The sequence below is a fragment of the Parachitinimonas caeni genome, from assembly GCF_030129945.1.
Classification (GTDB): Bacteria; Pseudomonadota; Gammaproteobacteria; order Burkholderiales; family Chitinimonadaceae; genus Parachitinimonas; species Parachitinimonas caeni.
Genome location: NZ_JARRAF010000009.1, coordinates 114,038 through 131,211 on the forward strand (window position 1 = coordinate 114,038; position 17,174 = coordinate 131,211).

Below are 17,174 nucleotides of genomic sequence, written 5' to 3' on the forward strand. Positions count from 1 at the left end.
TGCAACCCAGACCGCCCAGCCCACAGGGAATCGAACAATGAATGCGGAAGATCTGAATCAAACCATTGCCCGCTATCAGACCTATCTGATGGCGGACCCGACCAATCTGACCTTGCAGCTGACCCTGGCCGACCAGCTGCATCGTGCCGGGCGTTTTGACGAGGCGCTGGCAGGCTATCGGCACTGCCTGCTGCAAGCTCCTGGCTTGCCGGCCGCGCGCAGTCGCATGGCCTCGGTGCTGTTGTCCTGCCACCAGTTTGCCGACGCCGAAATGCTCTTGCGCAGCCTGCTGGCAGAAAACGCTGACGACCCGGCGCTACGCCATAACCTCGGCTTCAGCCTGTTTTACCAGAAGCGCTGGTCGGAGGCGGCCGAGTGCTTCCAGCAGGCTGCCGGCCTGGGCCTGGAGCACCCGCGCAATACCGCCTACTGGTGCCGCAGCCTGCATCATCAGCTTCAGCTGGATGAGGCGATAAAGCTTGCGCAGCATTGGCTGACCCAGAGCCCGGGCAACGAGGCGCGTTGCTATCTGGCACAGCTGTATCTCGATCACGGCCAGATGCAGGAAGCTTACCAGTGCGCCAGAGAAGTGCTGGCAAGCGATCCGGGCGCAGTGGATGCCCTGGTGGTGGCCGGCTATGCCTCTGCGGCGCTGCAGGAATTTGATGAGGCGCAAGCGTACTTTGTCAGCGCGGTAGAGCGTCAGGCGCTGGATGCCCGAGCTTGGCAGGGTCTGGGGCTTTGCTATTTTCATCTGCAACAGTTTGATCAGGCCATGGCGGCGCTGGGCGTCGTGGTGAAGCTGGCGCCGGATAATCTGGGCAATCTGGTGGCGCTGGGTTGGGCCCGGCTGATGGCAAAAGATCTGAGCGGAGCCAGACAGGCGTTTGATCAGGCGCTGGCGCAGGACCGGAATTTTGCCGAAGCGCATGGCGGCCTGGCGGCCGTGCTGGCGCTGCAAGGACAGCATGACGCGGCGCGGTCGGCCATCCGGCTGGCGCGCAGGCTTGGCCCCGCCGGGTTTGGTTCGGAATTTGCCCACGCGGTACTGTTGATCCAGCAGGGACAGGCCGCCGAAGGTGAGGCGGTCTACGATGCCGCCTTGGCACGCACCTTGCCCGAAATGAGCCCCTTGCCTCTGATCGAGCAATTGCGCTTGCAGGCGATGCGCAAGTCCCTGGGCAAAACGCGCTTGACTTAGGCTCTGTTGACATTTTATTTCCGGATCGCGTTTCGTCGGATTTGGGCCTGCTGCAAGGCAAAAAGCGCGCCGCTTAGTGATAAGCCACGCGATTTCCCGTCTGGGCGCACAGGCTGTAAGGCTTGCATCGCAAGCCAACAGCCTGGCAGTCAACGCGGCAGCAGGCCCAAACCCGACGAAACCCTCCGGGCCGGGTCGAATTTTGGGACATGGCGTCGTTAGGGTTCGTTTATTTAGCTCGCTAAACTGCACTTACCCTGCCTAGCCCTGCCCCAAAACTCGACCCGGCGCGACCGGAAACAAAACGTCAACAGAGCCTAGGCTCTGTTGACGTCAGGTCTACAGCCGCACCGATTGGTGAGCCAATCCAGCGCGTATGCGATACCCTGAAGCCGGTTGATTATCTGAAACTGCTTCGGGGAATTTTTCATGACGTATTCGGGAGGTTGTCTGTGCGGGGCGATCCGCTACCAACTTGGCGGCGAGCCGAAGGTTGTCGCGCTTTGCCACTGTAACGATTGCCGGCGCAGCGCCGGTGCGCCGATGGTGACCTGGGCGATGTATCCCGAGTCGGCACTGACGGTGAGTGGTGGGCAGGTCAAGACCATCAATTCGTCTGGCAGCGCACTGCGCAGCTTTTGTCCGGACTGCGGCACGGGCCTGTTCTACCGGAATGCGGCTGTCCTGCCGGGGCTCGTAGACATCCAGGCCTCCACGCTCGACAACCCCGATGCCTTGCCACCCACCATTCAGATTCAAACCGCCGAGCGCCTGCAGTGGGTTGAACATCTGCATGAAATCAAAGCCTTCGAGCGATATCCGGGCTGAATCAACGAGTACTCCGCCCTGGCCCGTGACGGTGGCGGCTGTGTTTCGTCTGGTGTGGACGCAGCCAAAGCCGGTAAAATGACCAGGTTACAAACGCTCAATAGAATTGGAGAGACACCATGTCGATGGCTGACCGTGACGGCGTGATCTGGTATGACGGCAAGCTGGTACCGTGGCGTGAGGCAACGACCCACGTACTGACCCACACCCTGCACTACGGTATGGGCGTATTCGAAGGCGTGCGTGCTTACGAAACCCCGAAAGGGCCGGCGATTTTCCGCCTGCAAGACCACACCGACCGACTGTTCCGCTCCGCCCATATTCTTGGCATGAAGCTGCCCTTCACCAAGGAAGCCCTGAATCAGGCCCAGCTGGATGTCGTGCGCGAGAACGGCCTGAAGTCCTGCTATTTGCGCCCGATGGCGTTTTATGGCTCGGGCAAGATGGGCGTGGCGCCACCGGTGAATGACGTGCATATCATCGTCGCTGCCTGGCCGTGGGGGGCCTATCTGGGCGCTGATGGTCTCGAAAAGGGCATCCGGGTCAAGACCAGCTCGTTCACCCGCCACCACGTCAATGTGACGATGTGCAAGGCCAAGGCCAACGGCAACTACATGAACTCCATCCTCGCCAACACCGAAGCCACGCGCGACGGCTACGACGAAGCGCTGCTGCTGGATGTGGAAGGCTATGTGGCCGAAGGCTCGGGCGAGAATATTTTCGTGATCCGCAACGGCAAGATGTACACGCCGGATCTGACCTCCTGCCTCGATGGCATTACCCGCAACACGATCTTCCAACTGGCCGCCGAGATCGGTCTGGAAGTCATCGAGAAGCGCATTACCCGGGATGAGGTGTATGTGGCGGACGAAGCGTTCTTTACCGGCACGGCTGCCGAAGTCACGCCGATCCGTGAGCTGGACGGCCGTCAGATTGGCGAAGGCAAGCGTGGCCCGATCACCGAGAAACTGCAGGCGATGTACTTTGCCTGCGTGAAGGGCGAAGCGCCGAAACACGCCGACTGGCTGTCGCTGGTCTGATGGCTGGCGTGTAAGACTTCATCAATCTTAGTAGAACCCCTGCCACGTCATCGTCCTGGTTTGGAAGATGGCGTGGCGGTTTCGTTGTAAGGAATCACCATGGCTGAACTTATTGACAACAACCAGCGCCGAATCGAAGTCACTGCAAAAGATTTGCCCCTGCATTGCCCGATGCCCAATATGCGGCTTTGGGATTCGCACCCCCGTGTTTTTCTGCCGATCGAAGAGACCGGCGAAGCGCGCTGCCCGTACTGTGGCACGCTGTATGTCCTGAACGGTCCGCTGCCTCACGGCCATCACTGATCCCATTTCCCAAGACGGCAATCGGCATCCGGTTGCCGCCATCTGATCTGCCCTATGCCTAAATTTCTGGTTGTCGCGCCCGCCTGGGTTGGCGATAGCGTCATGGCTCAGCCTTTGTATCGCCGCCTGAAGGACACTCTATCCGGCCTGCAGCTGGAAGTGATGGCGCCTGCCTTCACCTTGCCGCTGTTGCGGCGCATGCCGGAAGTCGATGCGGTCATCGAGAATCCGTTCGGGCATGGTGCCTTGCGGCTGGCCGAGCGCTGGCGTCTGGGGCGTGAGCTGAAACGGCAAGGGTACGATCAGGCCATTGTGTTGCCCAACTCCCTCAAATCGGCGCTGATTCCGTGGTTTGCCGGCATTCCGCGTCGAGTCGGGTTCGTGGGGGAGTTTCGCTACGGTTTGTTGAGCGATGCCCGCAAGCTGGATCCGCGCGCCTTGCCAAAAATGGTTGAGCGGTTTGCCATCCTCTCGCAGGCGCGTGGCGAGATGCTGGCGCAACCGCTGCCGGAACCTCGTCTGCAGGTGAGCCCGGTCAGTCGCTCCAAAGCGCTGAAAAGTCTGGGCCTGGCACTCGACAAGCCGATGGTCGCTTTCTGTCCCGGTGCCGAATACGGCCCGGCCAAGCGTTGGCCGCCGCAGCACTTTGCCGAGCTGGCCCGTCGGCTGGGTCAGCATGGTTATCAGGTCTGGTTGTTCGGGTCGGTCAAGGATAAAGCGGCCGGCGAGGCGATCATGGCGGGTAGTGCGGGTAATGTCCGCAATCTGTGTGGAGTCACCAGCCTCGAACAGGCAGTTGATTTGTTATCGCTGGCCACCCTCGTGGTTAGCAATGATTCGGGGCTCATGCATGTGGCGGCGGCTCTGCAGCGGCCGCTGGTTGCGCTGTACGGCTCATCCAGCCCTGGGTTTACGCCGCCACTGACCGAACAGGCCGAGATTCTGAGCCTGGATCTGAGCTGCAGCCCCTGCTTCAAGCGTGAGTGCCCGTTGCAGCATTTCGACTGCATGCAGAATCTGCTGCCGGAACAGGTTGAACGGGCGATGGCACGCCTGCTGCAGCGGGTAGGCACCCCCACAGTCTCCGAGTAGGGTTGGCCCTTGGCGGTTCGCGCCATATCCAGTGCAATGCGTCCCTGCTAAAGCCGCACTCGCCCTGCCGCAAAGCGACCCGGCGCGACCGAAAACAAAACGTCAACAGAGCCTAGATCAGATACCGCTTCTGCCACTCCATATACAGCCGGTGGGCATGTTCCTTCATGGCTTCGGCTGAGCTGAAGTGGGTGGGGTTGATCGGGTCGAACACATAGCAGTTGGCGCGGTTGTTCGGGCTGGTCAGAATCCGCCACATTTTCTGCAGCAGATGTTCACCGGGGCCCCATTCAAATGCCTGTTGCGCTTCGTAGTGCAGAAATACCGGCAGGATCGGCACCCCGGTTTCAAAAGACGCCACAAACGGGCCGTTGAAAAAGCGTGGCGCGACCCGTCGCCCCTTGCAGCCACCTTCCGGATAAATGCAGATATTGGCACCGGCGCGCACCACGTCGATCAGCGCTTGCTGGGCAGCTTTGCGTGATTCGGATGATTCGCGCTGAACAAACAGCGTGCCGGCAGCCACCGCAATGCGGCCAACCAGCCACCAGTCCTTTACTTCCATTTTGGCCAGCGAGCGCACCGGAAACAGTGCAGGAATACCCACGTCCTCAAAGGCGGAGGGGTGATTGGCGATCAGTACGTAGTGGTCAGGCAATGGTGCTTTGTGTTGTTGATACAGGCGCAGATCAACATTCAGTGCCCTGACAAAGCAGCGGCACCAGCGATGAAACCAGACTGGGTAGAAGCCCTTTACCCAGCTGGGTGGCAACAGGGCCAGCAGCAGCATCCACAGCGTCAACATGGCCAGATCGAGCCAGGCCACCAGAATCTTCAGCCACTTGCCAAGCCATAGCATGCGTTGCCTCCACAGGGCTGGCACAGGGCGGATGCCGACGGTGCCTAATTCGCAGGAAGATTGTCCTCTGGGTAAATATAAGACTTCGTTTTCGGACTCTTCCAGATTTCTGCTTCGGTAAGCTGGGTTTCAATCAACTCGATCAGCATGCCGTTCTCAAGAATCATCGCGACGCGATAGCCCTCAAACGGAAAATACGGGCCAAGCAGGCAGGTTTTTCCCGTGATTTCCGCGTCAATGCTATCAACCCGATAGGCCATATGTGGCAAGGTCTGGATGAGCGGGTGCAGCGAGCTGCCTGGCTCGAAGCGGTGGTATTGGATGTGAAAGTCGCTGCTCTCGTCTTCAGACGTATACATCTTGAAGGTGCTGCTGTAGCGCTCGTTGGCGCGAGGGGTCGAGGTTGGAATGCCGATGTGATCAAACCTGCGGTCAAATTTCTGTGTGTGCATCTCAATGTCTCTTGAGTGGGATTACCTCATGGGTAACGCCTGCAGCGATGAGGTTCCCGGCCAAGCCAGGTGGCCTTGTCAGGGGGATGAGCAATGCCTATCTATGGCTTCGCAATTCGTCGGCAATCAGACGGTAGTACCAGAAGGCTTCGTCATGGGCCAGATGCTCGCCGAAGCGGGCAGGAGACAGGCCGGTAATGCGGCGGATTTCCCGCCCCATATGCGACTGGTCGGCAAAGCCTGCGTCTGCGGCAAGGCTGGCAAGGTCCAGCGGGCCCGCGTCTGCCATCTCCTGTCTGCGCACAAACGCTGCTTCGGCGCGGACATACAGCTGCAGATCCCGGTAGCTCTGACCAGTCCAGTCGCGGATGCGCCGCTGCAATTGACGCAGGCTTTTGCCGCCGTGTGAATGGGCGGCCCGCGTGCTCAAGGCACGGAGCCAGTCACCCAGATGAGGCGGTTGCGTGGCGCATCCGGGTTCCTGCCACAGGGTGTCGAGCACGCGCTGCAGGGTGGTAAACGGCGCCTGGCTGCCGGTATCGAGTACCGCCTGGCAATGGCTGATGAAGGTTGGGTCTGCCACGGACTGCAGCGGTACGGTCTGGTCAAGATAAGGTTCGATCGACCGGCCGATCAGGCGGCTGAGGGCTTCGGGATAAAAGCCGGCCGACAGGGCATGTACCGGGCCGGGAGACCAGCTGGTTGTCGGCCGGCGCTGCGGGCCGCTCAGGGTCAGGCGTGGCAGCGCCGGCCCCAGCACGGGCGCCGCATCCGGGCTGCTGTCTTCGACCAGATGCAGTTGGCCGGAAAATACCCATGAAATCATCGCCATCGGCGTAGCCGGGTAGTAGTTGAAGCGTTCTGCATCGCTGAGTGGACAACCCCGGGTATCGCGCTCAATCGCCGCAATCAGGCAGGCGCCGAGGGCAAATGAAGGGGTGTGCAGGGCGGCGAGAGGGCGTGGCATGATGTGTCGTTTCCGTTCTAGCGGCTGTTTATCGCCCCCGGCATGATCGGCGCATCATTCATGCAGGAGCAGGCAATGCAAAAAACCATCATTCAGGGACGTTTGTCACACCGGCTGCGCAGCATGGCGGTATCTACCCAGGCAGCGATCGCCGTATTGGCGCGGCGGGCGGTGGGTCGGCCGCTGGTGGCGGAGTGGCCTTTCCTTTTCGAGTACGCCACGCTTTTCATGCGGGAGCAATTCAACCACGCCTTCCGGCTGAGTGCCGATATCGACGCCAGCCGAGCTTATTTCGATAGCGTTTATGGCGTGCTGGAGACCTATCCCGATGTCGAAATCCGGCCCAGCGAGCCGGGGGCGCCGCGCGGGCACTGGTTTATTCCGTCGCAGCGCCAGAGTGATGCCACTTTGCTGCATTTTCATGGCGGGGGGTATGCCTTTTACGCTGGGGTGTCCCGGCATTTTACGGCCTGCCTGGCACACACGCTGGGCGTGCCGGTGTTTGCGCCCGATTATCGCCTGACCCCGGAACATGCCCACCCGGCGCAACTCGAAGACGGGCTGGCGGCCTATGCTTATTTGCTGGATCAAGGCGTGGCGCCCGCCCGGCTGGTGCTGTGTGGCGATTCAGCCGGGGGGCATCTGGCCTTGATGACGCTGGCCCGCCTGCCGCAGGCTGGCTTGCCCCGGCCTGCGCTGACAATCGGCATCAGCCCCTGGACGGATATTGGCCGGCGCGGCGCCAGTCAGTTCGGCAATGACCCCTACGATCTGGTGCAGGGCTATATGACCCTGCAGTTTGCGCAGTGGCTGAAAGGCGGGCAAAACCTCAGCGATGCCGAGCTATCGCCCATTTGCCAGTCTTATCAGGATCTTGGCCCGATCTATCTGCAGGCCGGTGGCCGGGAGATTCTGGTCGATATGATTCGTGACTTTGCGCAGGCCGTGGCAGCGCAGGGTTGCCCGGTACGCCTGGATGTCTGGCCGCAGATGAACCATGAATTCCAGTCTTACGGCAGTTATCTGCCTGAAAGCCGGCAGGCGCTTGCCCTGCTGCGCGAAGCGATTGCCACCGCATTGGGGCAGCCAAACCGGTTCGATGCCGGCACCTTCACTGAACTCACCACCTATCCGCAGGGCATGACCTCAGAACGGCGTGACCCGGCGCCGCGTGCGGCTGTCGCAGCCATGGCCTGAGCAGGATTGCCGGAAGAAGACCCCGGGGTGTTGGGCTGACGGCGTGATGCCCCGGAATGAGGATTTGGTTGCAATTGATTCAAATGTCGAACAATCAAACGAAATATTTCTGAATATTTGTCTTATCGGTCTTTTGTCCCCTGTCGCCATGCTGGTTTCAGGCCATTCATCTGTGCGGCACTGTGCTTCAATTGGCTTTAATACAAAGAATTCAGTCACCTATTGCTGATTGGCGAGTTGTCCTGAATTTCTGACTGAGTGTCAGTTAAATTATCACTTTTCGCTCGACGTTGAGGCGAAAAATTTCGCCAAGATGCCAATCTTGCTTTTCTCCGCATGCCCCTCTATCAAATAGCTACAACCCAAAAAACAAAGCTCTTCAGGAGGAGTATCCCATGCGCCCGTTGCATACCTCAGCGCCAGGACTTTTGAATTGCCGCTGAATGGCAGCTGATTTGATCCCCGTTATTCAGACCTTGTTCACGTCATTTTGCTGATCTGTTTCCCCGCTTAGCGGTTTGAAACACGCCGTTGCGCGCCCAGCGTGATGGCAGCGTTACGTCAACAGAGCCTGGAAACCGGGATATTCGAAGTACCCCAATGTTGGTTCAGGAAATCCTGGCGCTATTGGCTTCTGTACAGCGCTTGCGTGGATTCAGGGGGCGGTGCCGATCGACCCTGCCCATGCCTGTCGTACCCCCGTGGCCGTCTTCGGGGCAAGCCAGTGGCGCTTGATGGTGACCGTTCCGTGACGGTTACTGGCACTTGATTGCAGCCAGGAAAGGGGCCGATGCCATCGGCCTGTGTGGTGGCTTGGTGTGCAGCAAGGGCCTGTGAAAGCCTGTGGAGCTGTCTGGTCTGGTGGTTGCTGACGATGGGGTGAGCATCGTCGGTGGCTGCGAGGGGGCCGGATTGGTCTCCTGTCTTCAATGCAGCTGTTTTGTCTGGAGCAAGTTTATGACTGAGAAACCCGACTATGCGATTTGTCACGCGTATACCACGCTGAAGTCGCAGGACGACTTGAAGTTCTTTGTTCAGCTTTCCTGCGAACTGACTGGCTTCAACGAAGTGGATCTGTACGGCACGGGACAGGTGCTGACCTATTACCAGATCATCACCGATTACCTGGATAAGAAGGATGCCAAGCTCGCCACCCTGTTCAGCGGGCTGTCGAGCACCTTGTTTTCCTCTCAGAACGAAACCTATCTGCACAAGCTGATCAATGGCCATGGCCAGCCGGCGAAAGTGGCCGCATCGCTGATCAAGCTCTGGTATCTGGGCCAGTGGTACAACCCGGATAACGCCAACGACACCATGATCCCGTCGTCGCAAAGCTATATCAGCGGGCTGGTCTGGACGGCCATTCATGCCCACCCGCAAGGAGCCAAGCAGCAAGGTTTTGGCGCCTGGTCATTCCCTCCGTTATCTGAAGATCAGGGGCAAGCATGAAACTCATCAAGCCATCCGAGGCAAAGAAGCATTACGACGTGGTGATTGTGGGCGGTGGCATCTCTGGCGCGCTGGTGGCCAAGCAGCTGTCGCGGGCCGGCAAGAGCTGCCTGATTCTGGAAGGCGGCGAGGCCACCGGTAGTGACTATGGCGGGTATCAGGAATTTTTGAATACCTATTACAAAGAGACCGCGAAGATCCCCGACGCACCTTATCCGGTCAATCCCAACGCGCCGGAGCCGACGGTGCTGGACGTCGAGAAGATGCCGCCCACGCCTTCGACCAAGGGTTATTTCGTGCAGTACGGGCCGCTGCCGTTCCGCTCCTCCTACACCACCTATCTGGGCGGGACCACCCTGCATTGGCTGGGCACCTCGCTGCGCATGCTGCCGGAAGACTTCAAGGTCAAGACACTGTTCGGGGTGGGCGAGGACTGGCCGATCAGTTATGAAGACATGCAACCCTGGTACGAGAAAGCCGAGTTCGAACTCGGGGTGTCGGCCAATGTCGAGGAACAGTCGTATCTGGGGGTGCAGTTTCCCAAGGGCTACGTGTATCCGATGCATGGCATGCCGCGCAGCTATGTGGATCAGACCCTGAGCAAGTCGGTGGATGGCATGCAGGTCAAGATCAGCGGGGCTTCGGTTTCGTTGAAAGTGCGGGGCACGCCGGCATCACGCAATGGCATTCCGAACGAGCGCTACGATCATGGCAAAGGCTATGTGCCGCGCGGTGCCGTGGGCGATCCGGCCATCGGCCAGCGCTGCATGGGCAATTCGAGCTGCGTGCCGATCTGCCCGGTGCAGGCCAAGTACAACGCGCTCAAGACCTTGAATGAGGCCGACGAGAATCATTTGTCGATTCAGCCGAAGTCAGTCGCCTACAAGCTGGATATCGACCCCAAGAGCAAGCGGGTGACCGGCATCCGCTACAAGCACTACACCAGCATGCACAGCCCGCATTACACCGAGCATGTAGCGCACGGCACGCTGTATGTGCTGGCGGGCCATGCGGTACCCAATGCGATATTGCTGCTGGCATCGGACGCTGCCAATCAGAGTGATATGGTCGGTCGTAATCTGATGGATCACCCCGAGCTGCTGACCTGGGGCCTGATGCCGGAAAAAGTCTGGCCAATGCGCGGGCCGCTGGCCACCAGTGGAATCGAAGATCTGCGTGGGGGACGCTTCCGTTCCAGCCATGCCGCTTTCCGGCTGGAAATGGGCAACGATGGCTGGGGCTGGCCGGCCGGCGCGCCTGCTTCCAATCTGATCGACTATGTGGATACCCAGAAGCTCTATGGCCCCAAGCTGCGGCAAACCCTGAATGACGAGGTGACCCGGCAGTTCCGCTTCGGCATTCTGGTCGAGCAGCTGCCCGAAGCCAGCAATCGGGTAACGATCGACCCGAAGTATCGCGACGCTATCGGCAATTTCCGGCCGGTCATCCACTACAACCTGTCTGACTACACACGCGCCGGCTTCTACAACGCCTATAAGGTCTCGCAACAGATCTTCAGGCAGGCCGGGATCAAGGACTACTCCAGCTACCCGGAAAGCGACCCTGGCTATTTCACCTACAACGGCGAAGGGCTGGTGTTCAATGGCGCGGGCCACTTTGCCGGCACGCACCGCATGGGCAGCTCGCCCAAGACCTCGGTGGTCAATCCGCAGCAGCGTTGCTGGGATCACGACAATCTCTATCTGGTTGGCTGCGGCAATATGGTCACGCTGGGGACTTCCAACCCCACTCTGACCATGGCCGCACTGAGTCTGTGGGCTGCCCAGAACATGATTGACGATCTGGAGCGCAACCACCCATGAGGCAGATCAACCATCATGAAGCGCTCAGCAAGCACTACCAGATCATCATCGTCGGATCGGGCTTTGCCGGGTCGATTCTGGCCAAGGAATTAAGCGGCAAGAACTATTCGGTGCTGGTGGTTGAGGCTGGAACCGGCGATGCCCTGAGCTTCGGGCAGCATCTGGATTACGTCGATCGTTATCGCACGGCGACGATCAAGATCCCCAACGCCCCCTTTCCCAACTGCAGCAATGCGCCACAGCCGATGGAAACCGATGTCGAGCCGGTGCCCAAGGGGGGGGTCAGTGCCAAAGGCTACTTTGTGCAGACGGGCCCCTATCCGTTTGCCAGTACCTTTACCCGGCGCGTCGGCGGGACTTCGCTGCACTGGTTTGGCAGTTGCCCGCGCATGGTGCCCGACGATTTCGCCATGCGTAGTGTCTACGGCGTAGCGGTTGACTGGCCGATCGACTACGACTTCCTGCAGCCGTTCTACGAGAAGGCGGAGCGCGAAATCGGCGTGTCGGCGAATGTGCAGGATCAGCAATACCTGGGCATTCACTTCTCGCCGGGCTACGTCTACCCGATGGAGCGCATACCGCAGAGCTATCTCGATGGCTGGTTCAGCAAGGGGCTGGCCAATATGCGGGTGGATGAACTCGGCGAGCCGGTGATGGTGCGCAGCATTCCGCAGGCGCGCAACAGCATTCCCAACCCCCGGTTTGATGGGGGCGAGGGCTTCACGCCCAAGGGAGCGGTCGGCGATCCATCAATTGGCCAGCGCTGTATGGGTAACTCCAGTTGCTTGCCGATCTGTCCGGTGCAGGCCCGCTACAACTCGCTCAAGACCCTCCAGCACGCGAACGTCGATCTGTTGACCAAAACCGTGGTCAGCAAGCTCGACATCGACCCGGACAACGGCCGGATCAGAGGGTTGGAGTGCAAGGTCTGGCGGGATGACCGCAGTGCGGATTTCGAAGCGATTTATCTGAAAGCCGACACCTTCATCCTGGCCGCGAACGCCATTCAGAACGCGACCCTGCTGCTGGCATCCGGCGCGTGCAAGAGCAGCGGGCAACTGGGTCGCAATCTGATGGATCACCCGGCCATTCTGTCCTGGGGGCTGGCGCCAGAGGCGATCGGAGCTTTCCGTGGGCCGGGGCTGACTTCGACGCTGGTGAATTACCGCAATGGCAAATTCCGGCGTGAGCGCGCGGGCTTTGTGCTGGAAATCGGCAACTGGGGCTGGAACTGGCCATTCAACGATCCGAATGACACGACCATCCGCATGATCGACGAACAGCACGCTTTCGGCCGGCAATTGCGCGATTCGCTGACCGATATGGTGCCGCGCCAGGTGCGCATCGACATGATGACCGAGCAATTACCCAGCGATGCCAACCGGGTGGAGATCAGCCCCGACTGGCGGGATGCGCTCGGGAATTTCCGGCCGGTGCTGCAATACAACGTCGATGACTACAGCAAGCAGGGCATGGTGTTTGCCCGTGATTTTGGCAGCAAGGTGTTCAAACACCTGGGGATTGCCGACGAAACGACCTTTGACCCCAGCAGCTACGGTTATTTCGACTGGAAGGGCAATGGTTACGTCTGGCAGGGGGTTGGGCATATCGCCGGTACCCATCGCATGGGGACGGACAGGCACAACTCGGTTGTGGACCGCTGGCAACGTGCCTGGGACCACGAAAACCTCTATGTGACCGGCTGCGGCAGCATGCCCACGCTCGGCACGTCCAATCCGACCATCACCATGGCTGCCTTGTGTTTCGCAACGGCAACCCGCTTTTAGCCAAGGATATTTCCCATGCCTCTCAACGCCCAAGCTTCAATCAGTAAAGCGAAAAAATTCGTCCAGGACTATTCGAAGGCATCGATAACACTGGCAAGTGATCTGGAATCCGAACTGGCAGCGCTGCGCACCCTGTTGCACAACGCCATGTTGCTGGAGCACGCCACCATCCCGCCGTATCTGACCATGCTGTACAGCATCGACGACGATGTGCAGTGGCGGATTCTGGAAGTGGTGCGGTCGGTGGTTGTTGAAGAGATGCTGCACCTGACGCTATCGGGCAATGTGCTCAATGCGATCGGTGGCAAGCCGAACATCGACAGCCCGGACTTCATGCCCAACTACCCATCGGCCCTGCCTTATGGTCTGGATGGCATCAAGGTCAGTCTGCTGGCGTTCTCGAAAGCAGCCGTCAAGCAGGGGCTGGATATCGAGCAGCCGCGTGATGTCGATGTCAAGACTGCGCATGCGGGTGATGTATCGAGCATGAACATCAGCGAGTTCTACCACTATATCCAGGCCCGTCTGTGCGCCGCAGTCGCCAGGTTTGGTGAATCGGCGATTTTCTGCGGCAACCCGGCCCACCAGATTCCCCCCAAGGCGTTTTACTACGATGGCAGCGGCGGTGTGATCGAGGTGCGCAATCTGCTCAGCGCCATCCGCGCCTTGCAAATGATCTGCGACCAGGGGGAGGGCGCCAATGACACCATCTGGACCGGTAAGGACAGCGCCCGCGAAGCCGGCTTCCGCATGGTTGCCCACTATTTCCGCTTCAACGAGCTGCACGAAGAGCGCCTCTACAAGGAGGGCGATACCCAGCAGAGCGGACCGACTGGCGAGCGTCTGGAGGTGCCGTGGCATCGGGCGGTGAACACGCTGCCCAACGCCAAGCTGGCGGACTACCCACCGGGAGAGGTTCACGATGCGGTGGCGGCATTCAATGTGCAGTACTGCCGGATTCTGGCCATGCTGCAGGCGGCCTTCACCGGGCGGCCCGAGCTCTTGATCAAGTCGGTAGTGGCGATGTGCGACCTGCGTGACAGTGTCCGTCGTCTGATGGCCAATCCTTTCCCAGGCAAGCCGGGGCTGTTCAGTTCTCCGACCTTTGAATATGTCGCCACCTCTCCCTCACTGGCGATTCGTGGCGGCGGCTGCCCATTCTCCGGCGCCAGTGCCGCAGGTTCCAATCAACAGACGATCGACACGCTGAATCAGGCATTTGCGACGGGGGATCTGCAGCTGGCCTTGTCGTGCCTGAGTGAGGACGTGGTCTGGGACATTTCCGGCCCGCCCTCGGTGCCCTATGCCGGGGTGTTCTATGGCCACGACGGGTATTCGCGCTTCTGGAGTTTGCTCAACGATACGGTGCGCTTTGTCAGCGCCGGTTCGGTCAAGACCTTCTTCAGTGACAACGAGGCCATGGCCTATGGCGGCGAGCAGGGCTTTGTGCAGAGCAATAACGTTCCTTATCACTACGACTGGGCGATTCTGTACCGCTTCAACAGCGCCCACAAAATCACTTTGATTCGTCAGTACTTCAATCCATCCCGGATCGACGCGGCCATTCATGGCCAAAGCAAAGCCTGAGCCACCGCAACACGGCAAGGCGTTTTTTTACCCTGAAAGGAAGGAGTAGTTAGAGTGAAACACTATTACCCGACAGTTCCCTATCCGTTCACCATGCCTTTCTACTATTCGTCGCTGACGAATATCGGCGTGTACTACCTCGTGCCTGTCGATAACGTGGCGTCGTTCCTGAAAGGGACGGGTCTGAAGCCGGCACTGTTCGATGGTCAGGCCATGGTCAGCTACAACTTCCAGCTGTACACCGGCCAGTTCTCATCCGGTATCAACACCCCGATCGAGTCCTGGGCCACTTCCGGCGCATCGGTAACGCAGGAGCTGGAGCTGAATATCGTTGCCTATCCCGAATCGCAGGCTTCGAAGGTGCTGCCGCTGACTGCCGTGCAGTTCATCCAGGATGGCGACCAGAGCAAGATTCTGGGCAACCATCGCGTGCGCGTACCGTGCGATGCCGATGTGGCCATCCAGGCCGGTATCGAGCTGTTTGGCGAGCCGAAATTCAAGACCTCGTTCCAGGTTAATCTGCCGTCGCCCAACCCGCTGCGTCAGGATTCGGTGCCTTACATCCCCGAGTGGGATCAAAGTTGGGGCTTCCAGATCAACGACCCCACCACGGCGGGCGAGTTTATCTTCAATGTGATTACCGACCTGAACGGCCTGACTCCGATCCCCGGCAATATTTCGCCGATCACCGAGTACGGCACCCACGACGGCAAGATGATTGCCTGCCGCTGGAATATTCAGCAGGCGTTCAATACCTACTTCCTCTCGCCGAACGATGCCGGCCGCGTTGCGCTGACTTATGGCAACAGCAGTCATCCGATGCGTGAGGAAACCCAGGTGCTGATCGGCAACAGCCTGCCATTTGCCGTGCAGACCATGAACAGCGCCCCGGCCGCCATCCAGAGCCGCGCTTACTACCCCTGAGCGCCGACGTCTGGCCGGGCAGGTGAGGGCGCCAAGCCGCCCTCAAATCCAACAGACAGCATGCGGGGCATGGCTTGGCTATGCCCCGTCTGCCGATGAAAAAGCAATCTGGAGGTATCCCGTGGGGAACAAGATCGACCAGTTGTATTTCAAGACCTTTGATCAGATCAAGAACGAAAAGTACGACTACATCGTGATTGGCGGCGGTGCTTACGGCACCAGCTTTTCGCATCGCATGCTCGAGCAGAAGCCGGATGCCCGGATTCTGATTCTGGAAAAAGGCGATTATCTGATTCCTGACCATATCCAGAATCTGCCGCCGGCTTATATCGACCTGAACACCACGACCGGTGTGCGTCCCTGGGTTTTCGAGGGGCCGAACAACCTGAACTTCATGCCGCAGATCCCGTTTGTTGGTGGCCGGGCGCTTTACTGGAATGCCTGGGTGCCGCAGCCGGATAGCACCGAGTTGATCGACTGGCCGGAAAAGGCCATCGCCAATCTGCGCGACGAGTGGTACGCCTCGGGTGAGTTCATCGGTCGCCGGTATTCGCTGGCAACACCGGGCAACGACAATCTGTCGCTGGCCAATCTGATGCGCGACCGTTTGTTCAGTGGCCTCAAGGACATTGACGGCGTGACGCCGCAGGGCAACCCGTTCAATCTCGATTCGCCCATGGCCATCGGCCACGGCCAGCCAGCGGAAGGTTTCGCCAAGTTTTCACCGATTCCTACCCTCATCGAAAGCGTGCAGCGCTTCCCCAATCTGGCAGTGTCGGTATCGAGCGAAGTCGTGCGCCTGATTGCGGATGGCAGAACGGTGACTTCCATCGAAACCGTGGCTGGCACACTCGACTGCAAGGGCGCCAACGTCATCCTGGCCTGTAACACGCTGGAAGCCGGTTTCATCCTGTCCCGTTCCTTCCCGAGCAATCCGCTGTATGGCAAGAATCTTTGCGGCCATATCCGCTCTTTCCTGCCGGTACGGATTCCGGCACAGGATGTGCCGGCGCTGACCGATGGGCTGCAGGTGACTGGCTACTACGTGCCGGGCGAGTCGCCTGATGGCCGGCTGTTCCATGTTCATGTCTCGGTGGTTCACAACCCGCACCCCAGCGATTCGCTTGAGGTGCTCTATAAAGTGCTGCCCGATGCTTCGACCCCCGAGGCGGTCGAGACGTATCAAGACCCGAATTACGTGGTGATCATGCTGCACACCATGGGCGAAATTCTGGGCACGCGCAGTGCCGATTCGCCCAACTACGTGGGCCTGACCACGCAAGGCGAGAATCTGGTGCATATGACCATGCAGCCCAGCGACGAGAAGTTCTGGTCGTTCATGGATCAGGTCAGTTACCAGACCATCAATGTGCTGGCAGCCAATGCCCCGGTCGAATATCAGCACACCACCGATGACGGCAAGATCGTCTGGAAGTCGGTACCGCCGAAGTCGATTCGCAACAGCGGCATGGTGCACGAGGCCGGCACCCTGTGGATGGGTACCGACCCCAGCTCGTCGGTGACCGACACCTCCGGCAAGATGCACAACTTCGACAACGTGTTTGCCCTGGGCAGCATGACTTTCCCGCGTCCCGGCTCTTTCAACCCGACTCTGACCGGTATTGCCCAGGCATTTGCCCTGGCCAAGTACATCGCAAAATAAAC

15 protein-coding genes are annotated in these 17,174 nt (G+C 59.5%); 12 read left to right on the forward strand and 3 right to left on the reverse strand.

Annotation, left to right across the window (positions count from 1 at the left end):
- The first annotated feature begins 37 nt into the window (after positions 1–37).
- From PZA18_RS09885 to waaF, 5 genes are all read left to right on the forward strand, one after another.
- Complete coding sequence (locus tag PZA18_RS09885) at positions 38–1,201, forward strand: tetratricopeptide repeat protein (protein WP_284100673.1); 1,164 nt, start codon at positions 38–40, stop codon at positions 1,199–1,201.
- Between the two features lie 429 nt (positions 1,202–1,630).
- Entirely contained in the window at positions 1,631–2,029 is a 399-nt protein-coding gene (locus tag PZA18_RS09890; RefSeq protein ID WP_284100674.1) for a GFA family protein, read from the forward strand.
- Between the two features lie 119 nt (positions 2,030–2,148).
- Complete coding sequence (locus tag PZA18_RS09895) at positions 2,149–3,069, forward strand: branched-chain amino acid transaminase (protein WP_308447360.1); 921 nt, start codon at positions 2,149–2,151, stop codon at positions 3,067–3,069.
- A gap of 99 nt (positions 3,070–3,168) precedes the next feature.
- Entirely contained in the window at positions 3,169–3,372 is a 204-nt protein-coding gene (locus PZA18_RS09900; protein WP_284100675.1) for a zinc-finger domain-containing protein, read from the forward strand.
- A 54-nt stretch (positions 3,373–3,426) separates the two neighbouring features.
- Entirely contained in the window at positions 3,427–4,464 is a 1,038-nt protein-coding gene (gene waaF / locus PZA18_RS09905; RefSeq protein ID WP_284100676.1) for a lipopolysaccharide heptosyltransferase II, read from the forward strand.
- A 112-nt stretch (positions 4,465–4,576) separates the two neighbouring features.
- Here the strand turns inward: waaF and PZA18_RS09910 are convergent, their stop codons facing one another.
- From PZA18_RS09910 to PZA18_RS09920, 3 genes are all read right to left on the reverse strand, one after another.
- On the reverse strand, positions 4,577–5,323 hold the full coding sequence (locus PZA18_RS09910; protein WP_284100677.1) for a lysophospholipid acyltransferase family protein: 747 nt from the start codon (positions 5,321–5,323) through the stop codon (positions 4,577–4,579).
- A 44-nt stretch (positions 5,324–5,367) separates the two neighbouring features.
- A complete protein-coding gene (locus PZA18_RS09915; protein WP_284100678.1) occupies positions 5,368–5,775 on the reverse strand; it encodes a VOC family protein in 408 nt (135 codons plus the stop codon).
- A 97-nt stretch (positions 5,776–5,872) separates the two neighbouring features.
- Positions 5,873–6,742, reverse strand: a complete 870-nt coding sequence (locus PZA18_RS09920) for a helix-turn-helix domain-containing protein (protein ID WP_284100679.1) — start codon at positions 6,740–6,742, stop codon at positions 5,873–5,875.
- Between the two features lie 75 nt (positions 6,743–6,817).
- Here PZA18_RS09920 and PZA18_RS09925 point away from each other — a divergent pair, with 75 nt between their 5' ends.
- From PZA18_RS09925 to PZA18_RS09955, 7 genes are all read left to right on the forward strand, one after another.
- Positions 6,818–7,939, forward strand: coding sequence for an alpha/beta hydrolase (locus PZA18_RS09925; protein ID WP_284100680.1), 1,122 nt, complete (start codon positions 6,818–6,820; stop codon positions 7,937–7,939).
- Positions 7,940–8,896: 957 nt separating this feature from the next.
- Positions 8,897–9,388: a hypothetical protein gene (locus tag PZA18_RS09930; protein WP_284100681.1), complete on the forward strand. Its 492-nt coding sequence runs from the start codon at positions 8,897–8,899 to the stop codon at positions 9,386–9,388.
- Positions 9,385–11,211 (forward strand): GMC family oxidoreductase, encoded by a 1,827-nt coding sequence (locus PZA18_RS09935; protein WP_284100682.1) that lies wholly within the window; start codon positions 9,385–9,387, stop codon positions 11,209–11,211. The genes PZA18_RS09930 and PZA18_RS09935 overlap by 4 nt, the downstream gene beginning before the upstream one ends.
- Positions 11,208–12,998 (forward strand): GMC family oxidoreductase, encoded by a 1,791-nt coding sequence (locus PZA18_RS09940; RefSeq protein ID WP_284100683.1) that lies wholly within the window; start codon positions 11,208–11,210, stop codon positions 12,996–12,998. Before PZA18_RS09935 ends, PZA18_RS09940 begins: the two co-directional genes overlap by 4 nt.
- 15 nt (positions 12,999–13,013) lie before the next feature.
- Positions 13,014–14,585 carry a ferritin-like domain-containing protein gene (locus PZA18_RS09945; RefSeq protein WP_284100684.1) on the forward strand — a complete coding sequence of 524 codons (1,572 nt, stop codon included), beginning with the start codon at positions 13,014–13,016 and terminating at the stop codon, positions 14,583–14,585.
- A gap of 54 nt (positions 14,586–14,639) precedes the next feature.
- Entirely contained in the window at positions 14,640–15,509 is an 870-nt protein-coding gene (locus tag PZA18_RS09950) for a hypothetical protein (protein WP_284100685.1), read from the forward strand.
- Between the two features lie 121 nt (positions 15,510–15,630).
- Positions 15,631–17,172: a GMC oxidoreductase gene (locus PZA18_RS09955; RefSeq protein WP_284100686.1), complete on the forward strand. Its 1,542-nt coding sequence runs from the start codon at positions 15,631–15,633 to the stop codon at positions 17,170–17,172.
- Positions 17,173–17,174: the final 2 nt, after the last annotated feature.

Coding starts and splice junctions, on each gene's coding strand:
- PZA18_RS09930 (WP_284100681.1), top strand. CDS start 8,897: ATGACTGAGAAACCCGACTATGCGATTTGTCACGCGTATACCACGCTG.
- waaF (WP_284100676.1), top strand. CDS start 3,427: ATGCCTAAATTTCTGGTTGTCGCGCCCGCCTGGGTTGGCGATAGCGTC.
- PZA18_RS09885 (WP_284100673.1), top strand. CDS start 38: ATGAATGCGGAAGATCTGAATCAAACCATTGCCCGCTATCAGACCTAT.
- PZA18_RS09940 (WP_284100683.1), top strand. CDS start 11,208: ATGAGGCAGATCAACCATCATGAAGCGCTCAGCAAGCACTACCAGATC.
- PZA18_RS09945 (WP_284100684.1), top strand. CDS start 13,014: ATGCCTCTCAACGCCCAAGCTTCAATCAGTAAAGCGAAAAAATTCGTC.
- PZA18_RS09925 (WP_284100680.1), top strand. CDS start 6,818: ATGCAAAAAACCATCATTCAGGGACGTTTGTCACACCGGCTGCGCAGC.
- PZA18_RS09910 (WP_284100677.1), bottom strand. CDS start 5,323: ATGCTATGGCTTGGCAAGTGGCTGAAGATTCTGGTGGCCTGGCTCGAT.
- PZA18_RS09935 (WP_284100682.1), top strand. CDS start 9,385: ATGAAACTCATCAAGCCATCCGAGGCAAAGAAGCATTACGACGTGGTG.
- PZA18_RS09915 (WP_284100678.1), bottom strand. CDS start 5,775: ATGCACACACAGAAATTTGACCGCAGGTTTGATCACATCGGCATTCCA.
- PZA18_RS09890 (WP_284100674.1), top strand. CDS start 1,631: ATGACGTATTCGGGAGGTTGTCTGTGCGGGGCGATCCGCTACCAACTT.
- PZA18_RS09920 (WP_284100679.1), bottom strand. CDS start 6,742: ATGCCACGCCCTCTCGCCGCCCTGCACACCCCTTCATTTGCCCTCGGC.
- PZA18_RS09895 (WP_308447360.1), top strand. CDS start 2,149: ATGTCGATGGCTGACCGTGACGGCGTGATCTGGTATGACGGCAAGCTG.
- PZA18_RS09900 (WP_284100675.1), top strand. CDS start 3,169: ATGGCTGAACTTATTGACAACAACCAGCGCCGAATCGAAGTCACTGCA.